Source organism: Pseudomonas californiensis, assembly GCF_021147775.1.
Taxonomy (GTDB): domain Bacteria; phylum Pseudomonadota; class Gammaproteobacteria; order Pseudomonadales; family Pseudomonadaceae; genus Aquipseudomonas; species Aquipseudomonas californiensis.
On sequence record NZ_JAGTPK010000022.1, the window covers coordinates 25,563 to 47,629 of the forward strand.

Here is a 22,067-nt window from a genome sequence, read left to right on the forward strand (position 1 = left end):
TGCACGTATTCACGGGTGTCCTGAATGAATCTTTACGAACTTGTCTTTACCGGCCAACTGGTCCCAGGCGCCCAGCTTGAGCGTGTCAGGGCCAATATGGGCAAACTGTTCCAGGCTGACGAACAACGCTTGGAACTGCTGTTTTCAGGGCGACGATTGGTGCTCAAGAACAATCTCGACAGTGAAACGGCCGAGAAATATCGAGCGACGCTTGAAAAGGCCGGCGCATGGGTCGAAGTGTTGGACATGAATGCGCCGTTGCCAATAGAAGAAGTCGAACTCGCACCGCCCCCCGATGCGCCGACCTGGTTGCGCAGCCCTGCGGTCAAAACCGGTCGCCTGCAGATAAAACCGCGCGATGCCTACATGGCAGCTTTCGCAGAGGTGGACGCCCCCGACCTGTCGCTTGCCGAGGTGGGCGCCCAGTTGGTGTCACCTGGCGTCGCGCCTGTTGCGCCGGCGCTTGATCTTTCCCGGCTGAGCATCGCGCCGGTGGGCAGCGACATGGGGCCAGCCAGGACGCCAGACGAGGTCGACGCGCCAGATACCTCGCATTTGAAACTGGTGTAGGGGTAATTCTGAAATATCCTGCATCGGCGCACTTTCCTGAAACGGAATTATTTTCAATCAGCCCTGTTACTTTTGCGTCTTCGCTCGGCTAACAGGCATTGAGAATGTTCCATCCAGGAGTTGCCCGATGTCCCGCTCGTTAGACACCCTAGTGCGCCCCAGCCTGTTGGCCGTTGCCATTGCCGTATGCACGCCGTTGGCCAGCCCGTTGTTGATGGCCGCGCAACCGTCCGCCAGCGCTCACGCCTACGACCTGCCCGCAGCGCCGTTGGCGACCACGCTTAACCAGATCGCCAGCCAGAGTGGGCTTGCGCTGAGCCTGGATCCTGCGCTCGCGGCGGGTAAAAACAGCGCTCCGGTCAAGGGGCAGTTCGACGCCGCAGCCGCATTGCGCGAGGCGCTGCGTGGCAGCGGCCTGCAATTGGTGCAGAGTAGCGCCGGGACTTACACCCTGATGGCGATGGAAGAGGGCACGCTGAGCCTGTCGGACGTCAACATCAATGCCCGCGCCTCCGCAGCCGAAGGTTCTGAAGCAGCGGGTTATCGCAGCGAGAGTGTCAGCAGCGTCGGCGCGCTGGGCGGCATGAAACTTCAGGATGCGCCTTATTCGATCAGCGTTACGCCACAGGCTTTGTTGAAGAACATTCAGGCCACGTCGCTGGACGATGTCATCAAGCACAACCCCTTCACCCAAATGTATTCGCCCACCAGTGCGGGTTATGCCAGTGCGGTGAACATACGCGGCTTCAGCAGCGCGGGCAGCCTGAACATCGCCAACGATGGCTTGCGCTTTACCAATGGCGCCGACGGCAGCAACTACCTGGAAGAAATGGAGCAGCTGGAAGTCATCACCGGTCTGACCGGCTTCCTCTATGGCCCCGCCTCGCCGGGTGGTCTGGTCAACTACGTGATCAAGCGTCCTACCTATCAGCGCTATAACAGCGTGACGCTGGGCAATGCCGGAGGTGAAAACTATTACCTGCATGGCGATTTCGGTGGACCGATCGACAGTGAGGGCAAGTTTGCTTATCGCCTTAACGTGCTGACTCAGGATGGCGAAACGGCGGTGGACATGAACAAGCGCCGTCGCGAGATGATCTCGCTGGCACTGGACTGGAACGTTTCCGACGACTTGTTGGTGCAGTTCGATGCATCGCACAAGAAAACCGAAATCCGTGGCCTGACCAGTTACTGGTATTTCGGTGATCAGTCGTTGCGCCCCAGCGCAGCGTCCCTGGACAACGACAAACTGTACAGCCAGAAGTGGTCGTTCTCGGATTTCGAATCTGACAAGGCCGGCATTCGGGCCAAATGGCGCCTGAACGACACCTTTACCTTGCGTACGGCCTTCGCAGCCCAGCAATACACCAGCGAAAACACCTACACCGGGCCGACGGTCTACAGCGCAGGCCAGTATTCGCAACCGCTGTATGCCTTTGCGCCGATCGAAACCGAAGAAAAGACCGGCTCGCTGTTTCTCGATGCTGCCTTTGATACCGGCTTTATCGGTCACAAGGTCACCATGGGCTACCAAGGCAACACGTCCCGACAGAAGCAATACGAAGATCACATCCCGTACACGCCATCGCAGCCAGGCCCTCAATACACATCGCCCGTCGGCACAATTCCTTTTGATCAGACGCCGCAGGTCGGCAAGCCGTCCTACTCAATCGGCCATGGCAACCAGCGTCTGGCCAACAGCACCGAGAGCAGCAACTTCCTGATCGGTGATGTAATCACCTTCAGCGAGCAGTGGTCGGCGATCCTGGGCGCGACCAACACCCGTATCAAGAGCTATTCCAACGAATTCGTCTACGCCAAAGCCTTTGGCTCGGCGGAAACCGAAACCAGATACGACGAAAGCAAAACCTCGCCCAATATCTCTCTGGTTTATAAACCAGTGCCTTGGCTGACGACCTACGTGACCTATATCGAAGGCCTGCAGGCGGGCGCCATTGCACCGAGCGGAGTTGCCAACGCGGGTCAGGCCTTCGCACCTGAGGTCAGCGAGCAATACGAAATCGGTGCCAAGGCAACCGTGGGCGAAACGCTGTTCACGCTCGCGCTGTTCAACATCGAGAAGCCCAACGGCTATACCAACGGCGCCAACGTGTATGTGGTTGACGGTCGTCAGGAAAATAACGGGCTTGAGTTCAGCGTAACGGGCAAGGTGATCCCCGAGCTGACCCTGGTCGGCGGTTTCACAGTACTGGACCCGAAACTCAAGAAAACCGGTGTCGCAGCGGACGAGGGCAATGCCCCGACCAACGTTGCCAAGCAGTTGGCTAAGGTTTACGCCGAGTACGACATCAACCAGATGCCGGGCCTGGCCCTGACGGGCGGTGCGTTCTATACCGGCAGGCAGTACACCGACCAGAGCAACGAAAATGACCTGCCGTCGTTTACGACCTTCGATGCCGGCGCTCGTTATCGCATGCGCGTATCGGAAAACGACCTGACGTTCCGGGTCAACCTGAGCAACCTGGCGAACAAGGAATACTGGCTTAACAGCAGCTACCTCGGCGACCCTCGCACTCTCGCGTTCTCCGCACAACTGGAGTTCTGACTGGCAGAGTCTCTGTCGGAGTCAGCCGGGCAGCGTTCCGTTTGCTGACGAAGGGGCCGGTGAATCCAGCAGATCTCTGGCGCTGGTCAGTCAGTTCTCGCGAGCAAATGGAGCGCCGCCCGTCGGCCTGTGGGAGTCAGCCGGGCGGCGTTCCGTCTGCTGACGAAGAGGTCGGTCCTGGTGATTCAGGCGATGTATGCCGAGCAGCACTTCTTGAATTTCTGGTCGCTGCCGCATGGGCAAGCATCATTGCGGCCTGCCTTGAGTGGGACAGTCGAGTCGATGAAATACCAGCGGTCCTGATTCTGTACGAAGGACGAGCGCTCCTTGTGGCTGTGTTCGCCGCTGCCGTCGTGCCAGCGCGCAGTAAAGGTCACGAAGGCATGCTCCGGCTTGCCGCCGAACACTTCGGTACTTTCCACTTCCAGCCCCAGCCAGGTGCTTTGCGCGCTCCACTGCGTGATCGCCTCGCGGTCCAGCGCGCTTTGTTGCGCAGGCAAGGTGGTTTGCACCACATAATCCGTCAGCCCCAGCACGTAGGCGCTGTAACGCGAGCGCATCAGTTTTTCTGCGCAGGGTGCCGGCAGGCCTGCGTGATAATGCCCGCAGCAGGCCAGCAACAGATCGCCGCTGCCGCAGGGGCAAATTGCACTACTCATGATTCACCACCAATACTTTCCGAAATTCTCCGGGTTGGCCCAGTATTTCGCGTTCAGCCAATCAGGGACTTGTTTGTATTCACGCAAGTCATAGGTAAACAACGTCAGGACCTGCTCGTCTCGGGTGAAGCGTTCGCTGGCTTGCAGCGCCAGCGAGAAAAAGTCGGTTTCCTGCCAGCCGCAGGCCTGCAAGTCGGCCAGCACCGCGATGCGACTGGCGTTCAGGTTGCGAATGCCCCCGAGCAGTTCCAGCCCGGTGCGCTTGGGCATGTGCTCCAGGCAATCGACGACCAGCGCCAGATCAAAACGTCTGGCTGCCAGGTCCGCGGGCAACGTACCGGGCTCGGCCTGTGCTATTTCGGTGTTCGGGTGCGCGTCCTTGAACGCCTCCAGCGCAGGAAAGACTTGCGCTCCAATCAATAGAAGACGTTCGGGCGCGTAGCGGTCCAGCAGAGCGGCCAGCGCTTGCTGCGGTGTGCGGGTGGAATAACCGGCAGTCATCGAAAGTCCTCTGGTTGACTTGCAAGACTAGCCTGCGCAACTGACTCTGAAAAGCGCAGCGCTTGACGGCAGGCATCCAGAAGCGCGCCTCCGGGCGACAGTGGGATGAAGGTTTGATGTTTATTCCTGTACAGACTTATGTTTTTCAAGAGAGCGCTGGCATATTCGCGGTGCAGGACGTCTACTGTGCGGCGACGAAAAAGCGTGCGAAGAATTCGCTTTCGTAAACACGTCATGACCAGGGAGCATGCAATGAAGTGGGTTTGGGGCTTTGGGAAGATCTTGATGCTGGGCTTCTGGCTGGTGGTGCTGATCAATGCCGTTTTTGAAGCGCCCAGCCCGCTGGGCGTGATGATCGATATGGCTGGCAGTATTGTGTTGCTGACCCACCTGCTGGAATTGATTCTGTTCAACGGCAGCCTGCGCGGTCGCCGGCATCCTTGGCGAGACAGAGGCAAAATTGTCCTGTTTGGCATCTTTCATCTCCAATCCATTGGCCGTTCGGCTTCGGGGCACTCCCATGCGTAATCTCGTTTTACTCGCGGCGTTGTTCAGCCCTCTGGCCATGGCTCAGGCCATTATTGTCGCGCCGCATTCGTTGATGCGCCTGCCCGGTAACAACAGCGTGCTGCAGGTGGACCGTCTGGAAGTGGCCGATTACGGCACGTTGCTGATCCCGGCCGGCATCGATGATGTCAAGATCGGTCAGCTTGTGCTGGGCCACGAGGCCCGTATCGCTATCGTGCCTGGCGTGCAGATGTTCAAACTGGTGGTTGACCACGCTGAACTGGGCACCGGCAGCCAAATCACTGCACGTGGCGCTCCGGGTACGTTCGAGAAGGCTCCGTTGCCGGGGCGTAACCTGACCGTGCGTCTGCAAAACCTGAACGCCGAGCAGTTGTCGATCGATGCGCGCGGTGGTGCAGGCGGACCGGGGTACGCCGGTCTCGATGGCGGCAATGGCGAAGCGCCGGGCTGCACCTTTGGTCAGGCCGGACGTGGCTATGACGGTGACAACGGCGGCAATGGTCGAGACGGCGCAGCCGGTGCACTGGTTCGTCTGGAGTTGCCACAGAGTTATCCGGCCGAGCGTATCAAGGTCAATGTCGAGGGTGGTGCACCGGGCAAAGGCGGAGAGGGCGGCAAGGCAGGCAAAGGCGGCGCCTCGAAGGGCTGCATCGTTTATCGCGCGGACGGCGGCAAGGCTGGCAAGCCCGGTGAAGTCGGCCAGCCAGGCGTCGCAGGTCCGGCAGGTTCGCTGACCGTGCAGCGTCTGTAATCATCTGATCGGCGCCCGGATCTGCTCAACAGATTCAGGCGCCTTCAGAACACCTCCTTACTGCGGTACGCCGTTCTCCCAGCTTTTCCAGTCACTGATGATTGCCTGCACCAGCGGATTGCCGGTGCGGTAGAGATTTTCCAGCGCGGGTACGAATGCGCCCTGATCGGCATATTTCAGCAGGTTATCCACTTCACTGTAGCCCGGATAAGGCCGATCAAAGTCAGAACCGGCGCGCACTACGGCCAGACGGCTGACGTCCACCTTGCCGGCCTTGCTGGCGCGCAGCAGTGCTTCGTACGTGGAGTTGTCTTCCTGCTGAGTGGTGCAATAGACCCCTTTGTTATCGGTCAGCAGGCGTGTCCAGACTTCCGCCCGCTCGCTCAGCCGCGTCCCGGAAAACCATGTATTGCCCGCCACCGTGTCGCACTGGGTCACCTGCGGCGGCTGGTTGGCGGGCGCATAAGGGTATTTGACGCGCCAGGCGGCTGATTCCTTGCTCTCACTGAGCGCTACCTTCTGCGACAGGGCAAACGCCTTGGCTTGCAGTTTGGGGTTGAGCTCGAAGACTTCGGTCTTGTAGTCCAGCGGCGGTTTTTCGTTGGGGCCTTTGGTGTTGATGCCCAGGTAACCGGTCGGCCAGTCCTTGGGAACATCCCGCGAATCGATTTCCCATTGAGTGCCGAACTCCACCAGATAGTGCGCCCAGGCAGTGGTGCCAAGGCTGCCGTGGTGCGGATTGATCCCGGCAATACCCGCCACGATAAAGTAGGTTTTGCGCAGGTCGAACTGCGGCGAAAGGGCCAGCGCGAGCGTCGAGGCCGCAGCGTTGGTCTGCCCCATCCCCGTCACCATAAGGCACGTGTCCTGCTCGTTGCAGCGCACGGTCGGGTATTCGGCGGCCAGCCCAGGCACTTCAATCTCCTTGGTCAAATGCAGTCGGTCGATCCAGTTCTGCGCTTCGGGCGCAAACATGGCGATCAGCATCACCTTGGGCGTGACGGGCGTGGTTGCTGCCCAGATGCCGGGGCTGAGCAGGGCGAGCGTGGCGCAGAGTGCAGCACGGGTTGTGTGTTTCATGAAAACTCCTGTCGTCAAAACCATGTTCAGAACTGATAGCCCACGCCGGCGTAATAGCCCCAGCCGTCAGAGCGTGCGCGGAAGTTGCCTTCACCGAAGTTCAGCTCACTGCCGTCCTGCCAATTGCCGCCGTTGTGGAAATAACGACCCACGAGGGTAAAGCGCAGGTGAGGAAACGCATAAAGCAGCACGTTGGTGGCTACGGTGGAATTGCCCGTGCGCGCCGGGTCGTTCTTCAGGTCCGAACCGAAGTCGAAATTGGTAAAGCCGATGTAGGTCAGCGACGCACCGTTATCGAAGCGGCTGATCGGCACGATGTATTTGAGCTGGGCGCGATAGCCGTCCCACGAATACTCATTGCTGGCGCCGTAGTTTTCCCACTGATAGCGGCCATAGAAGTTGGCCGACAGGTTGATCCGCGAGTGAGTCTCGATATCGGTGCCGATACCGCTGTAAAGCGTATTGGCGCGATTGGCCGAGTTGCTGCCGTGGTCATAGATCCAGTCGAAGGCAACGTACCATTCCTTGAAAGGGCCGACTGCCAGGCTGCGTCCGGCCAGGTAATCGATGGAAATCCGTGGCTCATGCTCCATGAAAACCGGCGAGCCGTGGTCCCAGACACCCTTGTCGTTGCGGTTGCCGATATCTAGAATCTTTGGCACGTCGATATAGCCATACAGCTCGAACGGACCTTTGCGACCGAAGTACTCGTACTCCAGATAAATGTCATCCACCGGTTGCGGACCGAAGCTGATGTCCTTGCTACCAATCAGGGTCAGGTCCTGATTGAACCAGTCCGAGAGATAGATGCCTTTGCCTTCCTTGGGCGAGGCGGGTGGGCTGAGCGACTCCCCTTGTGCGGAATCTCCAGGCGTCGTGGGCTGGGCGTGCAGCGTCGCGCAGGGCAGTGCGGCGACGGTAGCCAATAGCAGCGTCAGGAAATGCCTGGAAGACGCTGTGCGCCTGCCAGTGTCAGGCGGAGTAGAGGACTGCTGTGGCATTGAAGCTCCTTTTCGTGGGCACGTACAACTCAGCGCAAACGTTTGCACAGTGCATGCCAAAGGAATTCAAGTCATTGATTTTAAAAGTTAATTGTTGAATAAAGTGTCTGAGTGGGCAGGAATTTGCCCGGATGTTGTGCGCGATGTCACCTTGAATGCCCTTGTATGTTCCTTTTCGCGCACTGAAAGACGGGCAAAAGGTGGCCTTATGCCTTTGTTATGCCTCAGAAAACCGGACGTGCGGCCGCGATCACAATGATTGCCAGACCGATGATCAGATTGGCTCCGACCAGCCGTCGGATTTTACCCAGCGCTGCAACACCCTCTGCCCATTGCTCGGTTTCTACCGCTCGACGCAGCTCAGGCAATTGCAGCGAATGGATACGCAGGAACAGTGCAACCATCACCACATACAGCCCCATCATGAGTTGCACATAACGCGGGGCTGTTTCAAAACCGGTGAAGTTCAGCTGGATCATGCCAATCCCGGTCACCGGCAGCACTACCACTGCAGCCCATACCCAGACAAAGAAACGCGGAAACACCTGGACCCACACTTTCAGGCGCGACGGGCCTTCCAGTGCTGCAATGATGGCTGGGCGCAAGACCATCCAGGCGAAAAACATACCGCCAACCCAGATCAGGGCCGCCAGTAAATGCAGCGTATAAACAGCGGAAAATGCAGTCATCAGGTACTCCGTTCTGCGCGGATGGATTTAGCGCGCTATGATAGCGCCCACTCAGAACCACTGAAAATTTATCCAGCCTTTTTTGCCGTGCCCCCGAACCGAAGCCAATGATCAGTACCGAACTCAAAACCCAGATCCAGGGCGCTTACTCGCGTTTCCTCGAAGCCAAGAGCCTCAAGCCACGCTATGGCCAGCGATTGATGATCGCCGAAGTTGCCAGGGTGCTGGGGGATATCGACACCGATGAAGAGGGTCGTCGTTCGGGCGATCCTGCTGTGGTAGCGGTCGAGGCAGGCACGGGTACGGGCAAGACCGTGGCCTATGCCATCGCGTCGATACCGACCGCCAAGGCCGCAGGCAAACGCCTGGTCATCGCCACCGCCACCGTCGCGCTTCAGGAGCAGATCGTCTACAAGGATCTGCCGGACCTGATGCGCAACAGCGGTCTGAATTTCACCTTCTCGCTGGCCAAGGGGCGCGGTCGTTACATGTGCCTTTCCAAGCTCGACATGCTGCTGCAGGAAAGCGACGCGACCAACGCCACCGCTCAGTTGTTCGAGGAAGAAGGCTTCAAGATCGAAGTCGATGAAGCCAGCCAGAAGCTGTTCACCAGCATGCTGCAGAAGCTCGCCGGCAATAAGTGGGACGGCGACCGTGACAGCTGGCCCCAGGAGCTGGACGATCAGGACTGGGCACGCCTGACCACCGATCACAGCCAGTGCACCAACCGTCATTGCCCCAACTTTCAGCAGTGCGCTTTTTATAAAGCGCGTGAAGGCATGGGCAAGGTTGATGTGATCGTCACCAACCACGACATGGTGCTGGCTGACCTGGCGTTGGGCGGCGGCGCGGTGCTGCCTGATCCACGTGACACGTTGTACGTCTTCGACGAAGGGCATCACCTGCCGGACAAGGCCATCGGCCACTTCGCGCATTACACCCGGTTGCGCTCCACTGCCGACTGGCTGGAGCAGACGGCCAAGAACCTCGCCAAATTGCTCGCCCAGCATCCGCTGCCCGGCGATCTGGGCAAGCTGATCGAGCAGGTGCCGGAGCTGGCTCGCGAAATCAAGGGCCACCAACAGTTCATGTTCGGTGCCTGCGAACAGCTGGCTGACTTCCGTGCCGGTGAAGACATGCAAGGCCGCGAACGGCCCCGTCACCGTTTCATCGGTGGCGTGATTCCCGAGCACATCCGCGAGATGGGCATCGAGCTCAAGAAAGGTTTTGCGCGTCTGGACGATCTGTTCACACGCCTGACCGAGCTGCTCAAGGAAGGCATGGACGGCGAGGTCAATATCGGCATCGCCAGCCATCAGGCCGAAGAGTGGTATCCGTTGTTCGGCAGCCTGCTGGCGCGTGCTCACGGCAACTGGGAGCTGTGGACCGCGTTTACCGCCGAGGACCCGGAAGACAGCCCGCCGATGGCCCGCTGGCTGACCTTGGCCGACAGCGGCGCGCTGTTTGATATCGAAGTCAACGCCAGTCCGATCCTGGCGGCCGAGATGCTGCGCCGCAATCTATGGAATATCGCTTACGGCGCGCTGGTCACGTCCGCCACGCTGACTGCGCTGGGCAAATTCGATCGCTACCGCATGCGCGCTGGGCTGCCGAAAGGCGCAGTCACAGCCGTCGTGCCAAGCCCGTTTCACCATGCCGATGCCGGTGTGCTGCGCGTGCCCGACCTGAAGGCCGATCCGCGGGACTCTGTGGCCCACACGGCGGCGATCATCCGCGACCTGCCGGGCCTGGTGGAAGGTTCGCGGGGCACGCTGGTGCTGTATTCGTCGCGCAAACAGATGCAGGACGTATTCGACGGTCTGGACCGTGACTGGCGCAAGCAGGTGTTCATTCAGGGCAACCTGTCGAAGCAGGAAACCCTCAACAAGCACAAGGCGCGGGTGGACAGCGGCGAGTCCAGTGTCCTGTTCGGGCTGGCCAGTTTCGCCGAAGGCGTGGACTTGCCCGGTGCTTACTGCGAACACGTGGTGATTGCCAAGATTCCGTTTGCCGTGCCGGATGACCCGGTCGAGGCGGCGCTGGCCGAGTGGATCGAAGCGCGCGGTGGCAACCCGTTCATGGAAATCGCCGTACCTGACGCGTCATTGCGACTGGTGCAGGCGTGCGGCCGGTTACTGCGCACCGAAGAAGACCGTGGCACGATCACGCTGCTGGATCGCCGCGTGGTCACTCAGCGCTACGGCAAGGCAATTCTCAACGCGCTGCCGCCGTTCCGTCGCGAGATTTCCTGAACCCTGGCTGGCCGGTGTGTGGCGACGGTTCCCAAAGGCGTCAATCGCTGGAACAATGTGCGCCGGTCGGCCTGTCGTCAGGCGCATTCACAGTTATCGAGGAGTCAGCCGTTGCAGATCCAGGGTCATTTCGAACTTCAGTTTGAAGCAGTGCGTGACGCGTTTGCGGCACTCTTTGAGGACCCTCAGGAGCGCGGCGCAGCGTTGTGCATTCAAGTCGGCGGGCAGACGGTGGTCGATCTTTGGAGCGGCACAGCCGACAAGGACGGTGCCGAAGCCTGGCACACAGACACCATCGCCAACCTGTTCTCCTGCACCAAGACGTTTACCAGCGTGGCAGCCTTGCAACTGGTCGAAGAGGGCAAGCTTGCGCTCGACGAGCCGGTTGCCCGACTGTGGCCCGAGTTCGCGGCGGCTGGCAAGGGCACGATCACTTTGCGCCAGTTGCTCTGTCATCAGGCCGGTCTGCCCGCGCTGCGAGCGCAACTGCCTGCCGAAGCGCTTTACGAGTGGGAGACGATGACTGCCGCACTGGCCGCCGAAGAGCCTTGGTGGACACCCGGTCAAGGGCACGGTTACGCGGCCATCACCTACGGTTGGTTGATTGGCGAAGTGCTGCGCCGGGCCGACGGGCGCGGGCCGGGCGAATCCATTGCGGCGCGAATCTCGCGCCCTTTGGGGCTGGATTTCCATGTCGGCCTGGCGGATGACCAGTTTCACCGTGTGGCCCATATTGCCCGCGGCAAAGGCAACATTGGCGATGACGCGGCCCAGCGTGTCCTGCAGGCCACACTGCGTGAGCCGGCCTCGATCACCGCCAAGGCCTTTACCAATCCGCCGTCGATCATGACCAGTACCAACAAGCCTGAATGGCGCCGCATGCAGCAACCGGCTGCCAACGGCCATGGCAATGCGCGCAGCCTTGCCGGTTTCTACAACGGGTTGCTGGATGGCAGCCTGCTGGAAGCCGACATGCTCAACGAGTTGACGCGTGAACACAGCGTTGGCCAGGACAGGACGTTGTTGACCTCGACCCGTTTTGGTCTGGGTTGCATGCTTGATCAGCCCAATGTGCCCAATGCCACATACGGCCTGGGTGCGAAGGCGTTTGGTCATCCGGGTGCGGGTGGCTCGGTGGGCTTTGCGGACCCTGACCGTGAGGTCGCTTTTGGCTTTGTCACCAACACTCTCGGCCCTTATATTCTGATGGATCCGCGCGCTCAGGGTCTGGTCAGGACACTGCGTGAGTGTTTGCAGTAAGTATCGGCCATAAGTGCTTGTTTCATACCGACTGTCAGTTAATAGGGTGATACTGGAACCGTACGACGGTTTCTTTTTCCAACTGGCGGTTTATGCGTGTTATACGGACGTTGCTACGTCCTCCTGTCTGATCAAAATTGCTGTGGGTCATCCATGTCTTCCAATAAAAGCATCGCTCTCGCCCTGTGCATCGCCGTCACTGGCTGTGCTCAAACTCCTCAATCCGACTCCGCTGCCACTGGAGGCCATTGGTGGCAGTTCGGCTCTGACAGTACAGCCGACAGCGGCGCGGCGGTAAAGGCGCCTGCGCCAAACCCTGCCCCGGCAGCGCCGGTAGCCAAGGCTGCGGCACAGCCGGCACCTGCTGCCGCAGCCGAGAGCGGCGGCCCATGGTACTGGCCGTTTGGTTCGAGCGACACGACCAAGGCCAAGCCGGATGCCGTCGCCGACAAGACGCAGGACAAGCCTGCTCCGTCGTTGGTGGCCAAGTCTGAGCTCCAGCCGCAGACCGAAAAGAAGTGGTGGTGGCCGTTCGGCGGCAGCGAAGCCAGCAAGGACGAGCCCAAGGCATTGCCGATGCCTGATCCGAAAATAACCCAGGCCTGGCTGGATGAGTACGAGCCGCGTCTGCGCGCAGCCATTAAAGACAGCCCGTTCCAGCTGGAGCGTCGCGAAGACCTGTTGGCGATCACCGCGCCGGTCGACAGCTCATTCAACCCGGACCGTCCGGCGATGCTGCTGCCGGTCACACTGGGCCCGATCACTCGTCTGGCCAAGCTGGTCGAAGGTGACCAGAAGACTGCCGTACTGATCCTCGGTCATGCCGACACCACCGGCGCGGTCGACGCCAACCAGAAAATCAGTCAGGAACGGGCGCAATCGGTAGCCGCGATCTTCCGCCTCAGTGGTCTTGAGCGTAACCGCCTGAGCCAGCGCGGCATGGGCGCAGTGATGCCACGCGCAGCCAACGACAGCCCGCAAGGCCGTGCGCTGAACCGCCGTGTTGAAATTCTGATGACGCCGCAGGACACCATGCGCGCCCTGATGAGCCGTTATGCGCTGCCGCCGGTTGCGCCGACGCTGGTCGCTGCTCAGGACGTCAAGCCTGTTGTGCCGGCACCGGTTGCAACCAAGAAAGCTGCTCCAGCCAAAAAAGCCGCGCCTGCCAAAGCCAGTACGGCGAAAAAAGCTGCACCGGCCAAGGCCGCTGCAGCCAAGAAGCCGGCGGTGGCCAAGACGCCAGCCAAGACACCGGCCAAGGCTGCTCCTGCCAAGACCACCACCGACAAGAAAACTGACTCCCAGGCCAGTAACTGATCAAGCCTGATTATCCGGCCCATACTCAAGTGTGGGCCGGATGCCTGCTGTGCCCTGCCTGATACCTTCCGCTTTGCCTGTCATTGCGCCCTTGAACGTGCTTTCGGTGTGTTTGCCTGCCGAGCAATCTCCTTGCACAGCGCAGGGCCGGCCAATACCCTGTCACCAGCCGTTGCCCACGATCGTGTTGGCGCAAAAAGGAGTGACACCATGACCCAGACTCTGGCCGATATGCGCCGTGATTACACCCGGGATGGACTGACCGAAGCGCAGTCTCCGCATGAGCCGTTTCCGCTGTTCCACAAGTGGTTTGAAGAGGCGGTAACCACCGAGCAGGCACCGGTCGAAGCCAATGCCATGACCCTGGCGACTGTCGATGAGGACGGCCGACCGCACTGCCGTGTTCTGCTGCTCAAAGGGCTGGACACGCAAGGGTTCACGTTTTTCACCAATTACGACAGCGCCAAGGGCCAGCAGCTTGCCGTCCGCCCGTTCGCCGCGATGACGTTCTTCTGGCCAACGCTGGAGCGGCAGGTGCGGATCGAAGGCCGGGTGGTCAAGGTCAGCCCCGAGGAGTCTGATGCGTACTATCAGGTTCGCCCGCTGGGCAGCCGACTGGGCGCCTGGGCGTCACCCCAGAGTCGTGTCATCGCTGATCGTGGCGAGCTTGAAGACCTGGTGGTGAAGACCGGCGAGCGTTTTCTGGAAACACCGCCACATTGTCCTGAGCACTGGGGCGGTTATCGTCTGCTGCCCGAGCGTATCGAATTCTGGCAAGGACGTTCGAGTCGCCTTCACGATCGTTTGAACTATCGTTTGATAGACGGGCAATGGACCCGTGAGCGTCTGGCCCCCTGATTGAATTATTCGTCTTTCGGATCGTCTGAGGGTTAAGTAGGTGATCGCTGTATGGCGCCTGAATGAACTTAATTTGCGGGACTGGGGCCGTGACAGCGACGACGTCGGGTAGTCTAATGGCCACTGGTTCCCCTGGAGATATCCGTTATGCGCAAGTCTGCTCTTCTGGTTGCTACGTTCACCGCAATGGCGTTGACGTTGGGCGGCTGTACGTCGAATCTCACCGGTGATTCCTATTCCCGCGATGAGGCCCGGACTGTACAGAACGTCCGTCTGGGCACTGTCGAGTCCTTGCGTCCAGTGAAAATCGAAGGTACCAAGACCCCTATCGGTGCTGGTGCAGGCGCTGTAGTCGGTGGTGTAGGCGGTAGCGCTATCGGTGGTGGTCGTGGCAGCGTGGTCGCAGCCGTGATTGGTGCCGTTGCAGGTGGTCTGCTGGGCTCCGCCACTGAAGAAGGTCTGACCCGTACTCAAGGCGTCGAGATCACTGTTCGTGAAGATGACGGCAGCATGCGCGCCTACGTTCAGCAGGTTCAGGAAAACGAGATTTTTCGGGTCGGCGAGCGGGTACGGATCATGACTGTCAATGGCACCAGCCGCGTCACCCACTGATAGGCGCTGCAGATTATTGCGGTAGATCCGTGTCGTAGAGCAAAAGAACCCCGAGCCGAAGCTCGGGGTTTTTGTTTCAGGGTATTGGCGGCTCTGGTTTCATTTGGCTGGCAGCGGTGCCTTTTTACAGGCCATGACCATGACGGCATACCCGATGAGTGCTGACAGAATGGAGCCTGTCAGGATTCCCATGCGGTCTTCACCCGCGTATGCGCTGACTCCGGGCTCGAACGCCAGCGAACCGACGAACAGGCTCATGGTGAAGCCGATGCCGCACAAGATTGAAACCCCCAGGACATGCCCCCAGTTCGCCCCATGTGGCAGCGATGCGATGCGCGTTTTGACCGCCAGGAAGGTCAGCCCGAATACACCCACTGTCTTGCCCAGCAGCAGGCCTGTCGCGATACCAAGCGGGACCGAATGCGTGAAGCTGTCCAGCGTGACACCGGCCAGCGACACTCCCGCATTGGCGAACGCAAACAGCGGCAGGATGCCGTACGCGACCCACGGGTGCAGGGCGTGCTCCAGCGTCAGCAACGGTGAGCCCTTGGTATTCAGCGTCCGAAGCGGGATGCAGAACGCCAGAATCACGCCCGCCAACGTTGCATGTATACCGCTTTTGAGTACGCACACCCACAGCACCAGGCCTACAAGCAGGTAGGGTGCAAGCTTCGCTACGCCCCATCTGTTCATGACGATCAGCGCGGCGACCGAGGCCGCCGCAATTGCCAACGCTATATGGGACAGTTCGCCAGAGTAGACCAATGCAATCACCATGATCGCGCCCAGGTCATCAATGATCGCCAGCGTCATCAAGAACAGTTTCAGCGAAACCGGCACCCGCTTGCCCAGCAGCGCAAGTACGCCCAGCGCAAATGCGATGTCGGTCGCCATCGGAATTGCCCAGCCGTTCAACGCTTCTGAGTTGCCCTGATTGAGTGCTACATACACAAGCGCAGGCACCACCATGCCGCCAATCGCCGCTGCGCCTGGCAGAACGATTTGCGAGGGCTTCGAGAGGTGCCCTTCGAGCACTTCGCGTTTGACCTCCAGGCCAATCACCAGAAAGAACAGCGCCATCAGGCCGTCGTTGATCCACAGCAGTAGCGGCTTGGAGATTTGCACAGCGCCGATACCGGCGATGACCGGCGTGTCGAGAAAAGCGTTATACAACCAGGACAACGAAGAGTTGTTGATGATCAAGGCCAGTGCGGCAGCCGCAATCAGTAGCAGGCCGCCAGCCGCTTCGAGCTGAAAGAAGCGTGTAATGGTATTTCGCATGGGCGCGACCACTCTCTGAATACGATATAAAGGGTCGATACCGTAACGTGTTGATTGGAAAGATAAAACAAAAGTTATATTCGCTTTTGTTCTAAAGATTTCAATGATGTGTGAGGCAAGCTGTATTCTTACAATTGTGTAACTTATTAATGCCTAACTGTGTCTGTTTAAGTTGTAGGGCATTTCCTAAAATCATGTTTTTTATTACCGCCTGTAACTTTTTAAGTGTCAGGGCGGCTGAGAGAAGTAACGACATGACCGATAACCGTCCGTGGGCTCGCGAAGCCATTCGCATCATTGAAGCCGATTTCCAGCGCAGTGCCGACACTCATCTGATCCCGCTGCCATTGCCCGGTCTTGCGGGCATCGAACTGTATTTCAAGGACGAGTCCAGCCACCCGACAGGCAGTCTCAAGCACCGGCTGGCGCGGTCGCTGTTTCTGTATGCGTTGTGCAATGGATGGCTCAAGGCTGGCGCACCGGTGATCGAAGCCTCAAGCGGTTCGACAGCCATCTCTGAAGCGTACTTTGCCCGTTTGCTGGGTTTGCCGTTCGTGGCAGTCATGCCTGCCAGTACGTCTCAGGCGAAGATTGACCAAATTGCGTTTTATGGCGGCAAGAGCCACCTGGTGCAGGACCCCACGCAGATTTACGCCGAATCCGAACGGCTGGCGCGCGAAACCGGTGGGCACTTCATGGATCAGTTCACCTACGCCGAACGAGCCACTGACTGGCGCGCCAACAACAACATCGCCGAATCGATCTTCCAGCAGTTGCGATTCGAAAAGCATCCTGAGCCCAGCTGGCTGATCTCAAGCCCCGGTACCGGTGGCACCACGGCGACGCTGGGGCGGTATGTTCGCTATCGCCAACACACTACCCGCGTCCTGTGTGCCGATGCGGAGCGTTCGGTGTTTTTCGATTACTACCGCACGGGCGATGCCAGTCTGCGCCTCGACTGCGGCTCACGTATCGAGGGTATTGGTCGGCCACGTGTCGAGGCTTCGTTCCTGCCGAGCGTTGTAGACGCGATGGTCAAGGTGCCGGATGCCTTGTCGTTGGCCGCCATGCATTACCTTGCTCAACGAATGGGGCGTCGGGTAGGGGGGTCGAGTGGCACCAACCTGATAGGTGCATTGCTGGCGGCGCGGCACATGGTGGATGCCGGAGAGAGCGGTTCGATCGTCGCTATTCTCTGCGATGGCGGCGAGCGTTATGCCGGGACGTATTACGACGAGGTCTGGCTGAAAGGGCAAGGATTCGAGTTGGGCGGATTGATTGAGCAGGTCGCGGCGTGTGCCGAGCAGGGCGGCCCGTTACCAGAAGGCGTGCTGCGCGCAGGCGTTTAGCGCGAGCACCTGCGAAGCCGGAGTTACCGGTCTTCGCAGGTCAGTTCACTGATCATCAGTGCTGGTCAGGCCTCGATGCCCAGCATGTCGCGCGCGAGCGCTTCGGCGATACGGATGCCGTCCACGCCTGCCGAAAGAATCCCGCCAGCGTAACCCGCGCCCTCGCCAGCCGGGTACAGGCCTTTGGTGTTCAGGCTTTGCATGTCTGGACCGCGGGTGATGCGCAACGGTGCTGAGGTGCGGGTTTCAATGCCGGTCAGGACCGCATCGTGCAACGAGAAACCTTTGATCTGCTTGTCGAACGCTGGCAATGCTTCGCGGATGGCTTCTATGGCAAAGGCGGGCAGAGCGTCGGCAAGGTCGACCAGCTTGACACCTGGCTTGTAGGACGGCTCGACGCTGCCCAGCGTTGTTGATGCTTTGCCAGCGATGAAATCGCCGACCAGTTGTGCAGGTGCTTCGTAGGTGCTGCCACCCAGCAGGTACGCGTGAGACTCCAGACGCTCCTGCAATTCGATGCCTGCCAGCGGGCTGCCCGGGAAGTCCTGCTCGGGTGTGATGCCTACCACGATGCCCGAGTTGGCATTGCGCTCGTTGCGCGAATACTGGCTCATACCGTTGGTGACTACACGGTTGGGCTCGGACGTTGCGGCCACGACGGTGCCGCCAGGGCACATGCAAAAACTGTAGACCGAGCGGCCGTTGCTGGCGTGGTGCACCAGCTTGTAGTCGGCAGCGCCCAGTTTCGGGTGGCCCGCGTATTTGCCCAGCCGAGCGCGGTCAATCAGCGACTGTGGGTGTTCGATGCGGAAACCGACCGAGAACGGCTTGGCTTCCATGAACACACCACGCCCGTGCAGCATGCGGAAGGTATCGCGAGCGCTGTGACCCAACGCCAGAATTACGTGACGGGACGCGATCTGCTCGCCGCCGTCCAGGGTAACGCCTTGTAGTTGGCCGTCTTCAATCAGCAGGTCGGTTACCCGTTGCTGAAAGCGCACTTCGCCGCCCAGCGCCTCGATCTGCTGGCGCATGTTTTCAACCACGCCGGTCAGGCGGAAGGTTCCGATGTGCGGTTTGCTGACATACAGTATTTCTTCAGGCGCACCGGCTTTCACGAACTCTTGGAGTACCTTGCGGCCATGAAACTGCGGGTCCTTGATCTGGCTGTACAGCTTGCCGTCGGAGAAAGTCCCCGCGCCGCCTTCACCGAACTGAACGTTGGATTCCGGATTGAGCACGTTCTTGCGCCACAGACCCCAAGTGTCCTTGGTGCGCTGACGCACTTCTTTGCCACGCTCAAGAATGATCGGCTTGAAGCCCATCTGCGCCAACAGCAGCCCGGCGAAGATACCGCACGGACCGAAGCCCACCACGATCGGGCGCTCAGTCGTGTTTTCAGGCGCATGGCCTACTACTTTGTAGCTGACATCAGGCGCAGGACCTACATGACGGTCGTTGCCGAGCTTACGCAGCAACGCTTCTTCGTCATGGACTTGAAAGTCGATGGTGTAGATAAAGCACAATTCCGAGGACTTCTTGCGCGCATCGTAACTGCGCTTGAAGAGGGTGAAGTCCAGCAGTTCGCTGCTATCGATGCCCAGGCGCTGCAGGAGTGCAACGCGAATATCTTCTTCCGGGTGATCGATTGGCAGCTTGAGTTCGGTGATTCGTAACATTAAGGGGTCCAGTTTTCGGGCCGCAGGTTCAGCCCGACAGCACTTCAAGAACCGGCGATTATAAGCGCTGAACCCCTTTCACGGCGAGTCGAGGTGCGCAGTCTTGTCGGTGAGGGCTACCAGCGGTCGACAATCCTGCTCTCTACCCGAATCAATCGTCTCGCGAGCCACCGTAATAACCGCAGCCGCGCTGTGCCTGGCCATTGATACGCAGTTCGGCGGTCAGGTGCTGGACAGAGCCGTTGACGCTGTCGACGCAACGCTGTGGCGCGACCCACAGCTCGATACGCTGGTTGTTGGCTTCGCTGCTGAGACTGAAACTGCCATCAGGCAGTTGCTCTTCGACGTACGGCACCGCCAAGGGTTGTGCGCCTTCACGCTCCAGGACCATGCCTTTGCCGCTGACGTTCACGTTCCAGGTGGGTTTGTTACCGTTCACATGCAGCGTAAGGCGTTTGAAATTGAGGTCTTCACAGGCCTGACCGGGACGTTCGACGCGGTACAGCTGATGCAGGTCCAGCTGGCCGTCACTGTTGGCGGCCTTGCTGGCGGTGAAAGACCCTTTGAGGTCGGCAAACACACGGCCCTTGGCGTCCGCCAGGGAGGCGGCTTCCTGCAGGATGCCGGTATTGCCGCGGTCTTTCACAACATAACGACGCTGTTCGTTGCACGGCTTGAACAGCAGCTGTCCACCTTCGCCAGTCAAATCACCCTGCATGCGGATCATGCCTGCCGTGGAAACCTTAGGCGCCGCAGTCTGGCTGCCCAGCAACTGGCAGCCGGCAAACAGCGGCAGAAGAGCAAATACAAACACGGTACGGGCAGCGAACATTGGGCGGTCTCCAGACAAGTGTCGCCACGTTACTCAGACTGCCGCCGCATCACAAGACCTGATACGTGCGCCCGGTGTGCAAGCCTTCCACGCTTTTGGCGTAGGCCAGCGCCACGTCAGCTGCCGGAACGGGCTTGAAGCCTCGGAAGTAGGGGCCGTAACTGTCCATTGATTCGAGCAGCACGTTGGCGCTGACCGAATTGACGCGCAGGCCACGCGGCAGCTCGATGGCTGCCGCCCGCACGAATGCGTCGATGGCACCGTTCACCAGGCTGGCCGACAGGCCCGACAGAATCGGCTCCTGACTCAGAATGCCGGACGTGAAAGTGAACGAGGCGCCATCGTTGGCGAACTCTCTGCCGATGAGCAGCAAGTTGACCTGGCCCATCAGCTTGTCCTGCAAACCCAGCGTGAAATCGGCTTCGCTCATCTGCGCCAGCGGCTTGAAGTTCACATTGCCCGCTGCGCAGACCAGGGCGTCGAAGCGACCGACCCGCTTAAACAGTTTCCGTATCGAGGTGCTGTCGCTGATGTCGACGTGCTCGTCCCCGCTGTTACGACCGATACGAACGATCTCGTGGCGAGGGCCCAATTCACGCTCGACGGCCGAGCCCACGGTGCCGTTTGCACCAATCAAAAGGATTTTCATTGCACTGCTCCAACGAAGTGTAGGGAGCACACAGTGTAGAAAGCTGGATAGCCGTCAATAAAGATGCTAATTGGAAACCTTTGGTTCTTTTAAGGAAACAATCCATGAGCGAAATGGAGGATCTGTCAGCCTTTGCGGTCCTGGTCGAGGAGGGGAGTTTTACCTCGGCCGCGTTGCGCCTTGAGTGCAGCAAGGGACGCTTGTCCAAGCGGATCTCCCAGTTGGAAAAGACTTATGCCGTTCAACTGCTGTATCGCACCACGCGCAACCTGAGTCTGACCCCGGCCGGTGTGGCGTTGCTGCCGCAGGCACAGCAACTGCTGGTGCATATGGAGCGCGCTCGGCGCATCGTGGCTCTGATGCGCGATGACATGATCGGTGAAGTGCGCATCACCGCGCCAATTTCGCTGGGGCAAACTTTTTTCGATGGCTTGTTGATGGAGTTCTGCGAAGCATATCCGCAGGTCAAGATCGAACTGAATCTGGATAACGGTGTGCGCGACCTGCGTCGAGAAGGCTTCGACATCGGCATCCGCTCGAACGTCCAGAGCGACGAAAGGCTGGTGGCCAGGCCGCTGCTGGCGATGCAGGAACTGACCTGTGCCAGCACTGCGTATCTGGACAGACACGGCTGGCCGCTTGCGCCCCAGGAGTTGGTCAATCATCAGTGTTTGACCAACAGCCATCACAACGGCACACGAGACCAGTGGTTGTACCATCAGAATCATGAGTTGATCCGGGTTCAGGTCAACGGTCCGTTCGCCACCAATCAATACAATCTGCTGAAAAAGGCAGCGCTCGCGGGCGCGGGTATTGCTCGCGTGCCGTCTTACATGGTGCACGAGGAGTTTGCTGCCGGGCAGTTGCATTGGCTGTTTCGTGAGTACCAGACGGCCATTACGCCAATGTTCCTGGTACACCCCTACGAAGGCGAAGTGCCCCGACGCGTGCAGGTGCTGGCGGATTATCTGGTGGGATGGTTTGAACGCAGTTGTTCGGCGCTGGAGCGCACCGTTTAGCGAAGATTGGCGTGCGGCCCCTGGCCTCCTCTTCAGCAATACAGTGTTCCGACTGACCTGTATGGCTTTTGTTTGGGTCGTTTGGGTCGTTTGGGTCGTTTGGGACTGTGGATTCAGCTGGATGTGCGCTCGGCGCAGGTCAGCTTTTCGCCCCTCGGCGACCCACTTTGATAGGGCCAAAGTGGGCAAAGCCCGTGGCTCCGGTTGGGTCCGCCTGCGGCGGATTCCTTCGTCCCGACACTGATCCGGCGGTCGCTGCAACGGGCCATCCATGGCCCGGTGCAGCTCAATCGGCATCCATGCCGATTGCCCCCCGGATCAGCGTCGGACCTCAGCCTGCACCTTACGTCGCGTTCTGCGGTGTAGCGGCTATCGGGGTAGAAAGGCGCTGTTTGTTTTTGGTTCTGCCGTGGCTGGGCTTTTTTCGATTCTGATAGCTGAGTTGAGCTGATATGGAGCCGACATTTTCTGGGAACATGCTGACCTTTTCCTCTGCAAACGGAACGCCGCCCTGCGGGCAGTCGTGCGGCCGCGTGGGCGCCACTTCATGAGGAGCAAAGAAAACGCCGTTTTAGTACCACTGAGGCGTTGGTCAACCTGGCGTGGGAAATCGC

General features: G+C 59.5%; 20 protein-coding genes. 11 read left to right on the forward strand and 9 right to left on the reverse strand.

The window, feature by feature from the left end:
* Positions 1-24 precede the first annotated feature (24 nt).
* Together KDX37_RS19840 and KDX37_RS19845 are read left to right on the forward strand one after the other, a co-directional pair.
* A complete protein-coding gene (locus KDX37_RS19840; protein ID WP_231654408.1) occupies positions 25-570 on the forward strand; it encodes a hypothetical protein in 546 nt (181 codons plus the stop codon).
* A gap of 127 nt (positions 571-697) precedes the next feature.
* Entirely contained in the window at positions 698-3,136 is a 2,439-nt protein-coding gene (locus KDX37_RS19845) for a TonB-dependent receptor (protein WP_231654409.1), read from the forward strand.
* A 185-nt stretch (positions 3,137-3,321) separates the two neighbouring features.
* On the opposite strand, the gene KDX37_RS19850 is transcribed toward KDX37_RS19845, so the two are convergent.
* Positions 3,322-3,795 (reverse strand): YchJ family protein, encoded by a 474-nt coding sequence (locus KDX37_RS19850; protein WP_231654410.1) that lies wholly within the window; start codon positions 3,793-3,795, stop codon positions 3,322-3,324.
* Positions 3,796-3,798: 3 nt separating this feature from the next.
* Entirely contained in the window at positions 3,799-4,296 is a 498-nt protein-coding gene (locus tag KDX37_RS19855) for a DUF6231 family protein (protein ID WP_231654411.1), read from the reverse strand.
* Positions 4,297-4,548: 252 nt separating this feature from the next.
* On the opposite strand from KDX37_RS19855, the gene KDX37_RS19860 reads away from it, so the two are divergent.
* Positions 4,549-4,824 carry a DUF1145 domain-containing protein gene (locus KDX37_RS19860; RefSeq protein WP_231654412.1) on the forward strand — a complete coding sequence of 92 codons (276 nt, stop codon included), beginning with the start codon at positions 4,549-4,551 and terminating at the stop codon, positions 4,822-4,824.
* Positions 4,817-5,575, forward strand: coding sequence for a collagen-like protein (locus KDX37_RS19865; protein ID WP_231654413.1), 759 nt, complete (start codon positions 4,817-4,819; stop codon positions 5,573-5,575). Before KDX37_RS19860 ends, KDX37_RS19865 begins: the two co-directional genes overlap by 8 nt.
* Before the next feature lie 57 nt (positions 5,576-5,632).
* Here KDX37_RS19865 and KDX37_RS19870 read toward each other — a convergent pair whose 3' ends face one another.
* From KDX37_RS19870 to KDX37_RS19880, 3 genes are all read right to left on the reverse strand, one after another.
* On the reverse strand, positions 5,633-6,655 hold the full coding sequence (locus KDX37_RS19870; protein WP_231654414.1) for a purine-nucleoside phosphorylase: 1,023 nt from the start codon (positions 6,653-6,655) through the stop codon (positions 5,633-5,635).
* 26 nt (positions 6,656-6,681) lie between these two features.
* The gene (locus KDX37_RS19875) at positions 6,682-7,656 is read right to left on the reverse strand and encodes a nucleoside-specific channel-forming protein Tsx (RefSeq protein WP_406642931.1); all 975 of its coding nucleotides are present in this window, start codon (positions 7,654-7,656) and stop codon (positions 6,682-6,684) included.
* A gap of 224 nt (positions 7,657-7,880) precedes the next feature.
* Positions 7,881-8,345 carry a CopD family protein gene (locus tag KDX37_RS19880; protein ID WP_231654415.1) on the reverse strand — a complete coding sequence of 155 codons (465 nt, stop codon included), beginning with the start codon at positions 8,343-8,345 and terminating at the stop codon, positions 7,881-7,883.
* A 107-nt stretch (positions 8,346-8,452) separates the two neighbouring features.
* On the opposite strand from KDX37_RS19880, the gene dinG reads away from it, so the two are divergent.
* From dinG to KDX37_RS19905, 5 genes are all read left to right on the forward strand, one after another.
* Positions 8,453-10,597 carry an ATP-dependent DNA helicase DinG gene (dinG, locus tag KDX37_RS19885; protein ID WP_231654416.1) on the forward strand — a complete coding sequence of 715 codons (2,145 nt, stop codon included), beginning with the start codon at positions 8,453-8,455 and terminating at the stop codon, positions 10,595-10,597.
* Between the two features lie 111 nt (positions 10,598-10,708).
* Positions 10,709-11,857 carry a serine hydrolase domain-containing protein gene (locus tag KDX37_RS19890; protein ID WP_231654417.1) on the forward strand — a complete coding sequence of 383 codons (1,149 nt, stop codon included), beginning with the start codon at positions 10,709-10,711 and terminating at the stop codon, positions 11,855-11,857.
* Between the two features lie 153 nt (positions 11,858-12,010).
* Positions 12,011-13,174 carry an OmpA family protein gene (locus KDX37_RS19895; RefSeq protein ID WP_231654418.1) on the forward strand — a complete coding sequence of 388 codons (1,164 nt, stop codon included), beginning with the start codon at positions 12,011-12,013 and terminating at the stop codon, positions 13,172-13,174.
* Between the two features lie 210 nt (positions 13,175-13,384).
* Entirely contained in the window at positions 13,385-14,032 is a 648-nt protein-coding gene (gene pdxH, locus KDX37_RS19900) for a pyridoxamine 5'-phosphate oxidase (protein WP_231654419.1), read from the forward strand.
* A gap of 147 nt (positions 14,033-14,179) precedes the next feature.
* Positions 14,180-14,644: an outer membrane lipoprotein gene (locus KDX37_RS19905; protein WP_231654420.1), complete on the forward strand. Its 465-nt coding sequence runs from the start codon at positions 14,180-14,182 to the stop codon at positions 14,642-14,644.
* Positions 14,645-14,743: 99 nt separating this feature from the next.
* Here the strand turns inward: KDX37_RS19905 and nhaA are convergent, their stop codons facing one another.
* Positions 14,744-15,925 carry a Na+/H+ antiporter NhaA gene (gene nhaA, locus KDX37_RS19910; protein WP_231654421.1) on the reverse strand — a complete coding sequence of 394 codons (1,182 nt, stop codon included), beginning with the start codon at positions 15,923-15,925 and terminating at the stop codon, positions 14,744-14,746.
* 254 nt (positions 15,926-16,179) lie between these two features.
* Between nhaA and KDX37_RS19915 the strand changes: the two genes are divergently transcribed.
* Positions 16,180-17,274, forward strand: coding sequence for a PLP-dependent cysteine synthase family protein (locus KDX37_RS19915; RefSeq protein ID WP_231654422.1), 1,095 nt, complete (start codon positions 16,180-16,182; stop codon positions 17,272-17,274).
* 65 nt (positions 17,275-17,339) lie between these two features.
* Here KDX37_RS19915 and KDX37_RS19920 read toward each other — a convergent pair whose 3' ends face one another.
* The 3 genes from KDX37_RS19920 to KDX37_RS19930 form a co-directional block, all read right to left on the reverse strand.
* Positions 17,340-18,953, reverse strand: a complete 1,614-nt coding sequence (locus KDX37_RS19920; protein WP_231654423.1) for an NAD(P)/FAD-dependent oxidoreductase — start codon at positions 18,951-18,953, stop codon at positions 17,340-17,342.
* Positions 18,954-19,104: 151 nt separating this feature from the next.
* A complete protein-coding gene (locus tag KDX37_RS19925) occupies positions 19,105-19,785 on the reverse strand; it encodes a COG3650 family protein (protein ID WP_231654424.1) in 681 nt (226 codons plus the stop codon).
* A gap of 49 nt (positions 19,786-19,834) precedes the next feature.
* Entirely contained in the window at positions 19,835-20,434 is a 600-nt protein-coding gene (locus KDX37_RS19930) for a short chain dehydrogenase (RefSeq protein ID WP_231654425.1), read from the reverse strand.
* Between the two features lie 104 nt (positions 20,435-20,538).
* Between KDX37_RS19930 and KDX37_RS19935 the strand changes: the two genes are divergently transcribed.
* A complete protein-coding gene (locus tag KDX37_RS19935; RefSeq protein WP_231654426.1) occupies positions 20,539-21,453 on the forward strand; it encodes a LysR family transcriptional regulator in 915 nt (304 codons plus the stop codon).
* Positions 21,454-22,067: the final 614 nt, after the last annotated feature.

What these genes read in the sequence shown, in the direction of transcription:
- KDX37_RS19840 (WP_231654408.1), top strand. Translation starts at nt 25, where the DNA reads ATGAATCTTTACGAACTTGTCTTTACCGGCCAACTGGTCCCAGGCGCC.
- KDX37_RS19845 (WP_231654409.1), top strand. Translation starts at nt 698, where the DNA reads ATGTCCCGCTCGTTAGACACCCTAGTGCGCCCCAGCCTGTTGGCCGTT.
- KDX37_RS19850 (WP_231654410.1), bottom strand. Translation starts at nt 3,795, where the DNA reads ATGAGTAGTGCAATTTGCCCCTGCGGCAGCGGCGATCTGTTGCTGGCC.
- KDX37_RS19855 (WP_231654411.1), bottom strand. Translation starts at nt 4,296, where the DNA reads ATGACTGCCGGTTATTCCACCCGCACACCGCAGCAAGCGCTGGCCGCT.
- KDX37_RS19860 (WP_231654412.1), top strand. Translation starts at nt 4,549, where the DNA reads ATGAAGTGGGTTTGGGGCTTTGGGAAGATCTTGATGCTGGGCTTCTGG.
- KDX37_RS19865 (WP_231654413.1), top strand. Translation starts at nt 4,817, where the DNA reads ATGCGTAATCTCGTTTTACTCGCGGCGTTGTTCAGCCCTCTGGCCATG.
- KDX37_RS19870 (WP_231654414.1), bottom strand. Translation starts at nt 6,655, where the DNA reads ATGAAACACACAACCCGTGCTGCACTCTGCGCCACGCTCGCCCTGCTC.
- KDX37_RS19875 (WP_406642931.1), bottom strand. Translation starts at nt 7,656, where the DNA reads ATGCCACAGCAGTCCTCTACTCCGCCTGACACTGGCAGGCGCACAGCG.
- KDX37_RS19880 (WP_231654415.1), bottom strand. Translation starts at nt 8,345, where the DNA reads ATGACTGCATTTTCCGCTGTTTATACGCTGCATTTACTGGCGGCCCTG.
- dinG (WP_231654416.1), top strand. Translation starts at nt 8,453, where the DNA reads ATGATCAGTACCGAACTCAAAACCCAGATCCAGGGCGCTTACTCGCGT.
- KDX37_RS19895 (WP_231654418.1), top strand. Translation starts at nt 12,011, where the DNA reads ATGTCTTCCAATAAAAGCATCGCTCTCGCCCTGTGCATCGCCGTCACT.
- pdxH (WP_231654419.1), top strand. Translation starts at nt 13,385, where the DNA reads ATGACCCAGACTCTGGCCGATATGCGCCGTGATTACACCCGGGATGGA.
- KDX37_RS19905 (WP_231654420.1), top strand. Translation starts at nt 14,180, where the DNA reads ATGCGCAAGTCTGCTCTTCTGGTTGCTACGTTCACCGCAATGGCGTTG.
- nhaA (WP_231654421.1), bottom strand. Translation starts at nt 15,925, where the DNA reads ATGCGAAATACCATTACACGCTTCTTTCAGCTCGAAGCGGCTGGCGGC.
- KDX37_RS19915 (WP_231654422.1), top strand. Translation starts at nt 16,180, where the DNA reads ATGACCGATAACCGTCCGTGGGCTCGCGAAGCCATTCGCATCATTGAA.
- KDX37_RS19920 (WP_231654423.1), bottom strand. Translation starts at nt 18,953, where the DNA reads ATGTTACGAATCACCGAACTCAAGCTGCCAATCGATCACCCGGAAGAA.
- KDX37_RS19925 (WP_231654424.1), bottom strand. Translation starts at nt 19,785, where the DNA reads ATGTTCGCTGCCCGTACCGTGTTTGTATTTGCTCTTCTGCCGCTGTTT.
- KDX37_RS19930 (WP_231654425.1), bottom strand. Translation starts at nt 20,434, where the DNA reads ATGAAAATCCTTTTGATTGGTGCAAACGGCACCGTGGGCTCGGCCGTC.
- KDX37_RS19935 (WP_231654426.1), top strand. Translation starts at nt 20,539, where the DNA reads ATGAGCGAAATGGAGGATCTGTCAGCCTTTGCGGTCCTGGTCGAGGAG.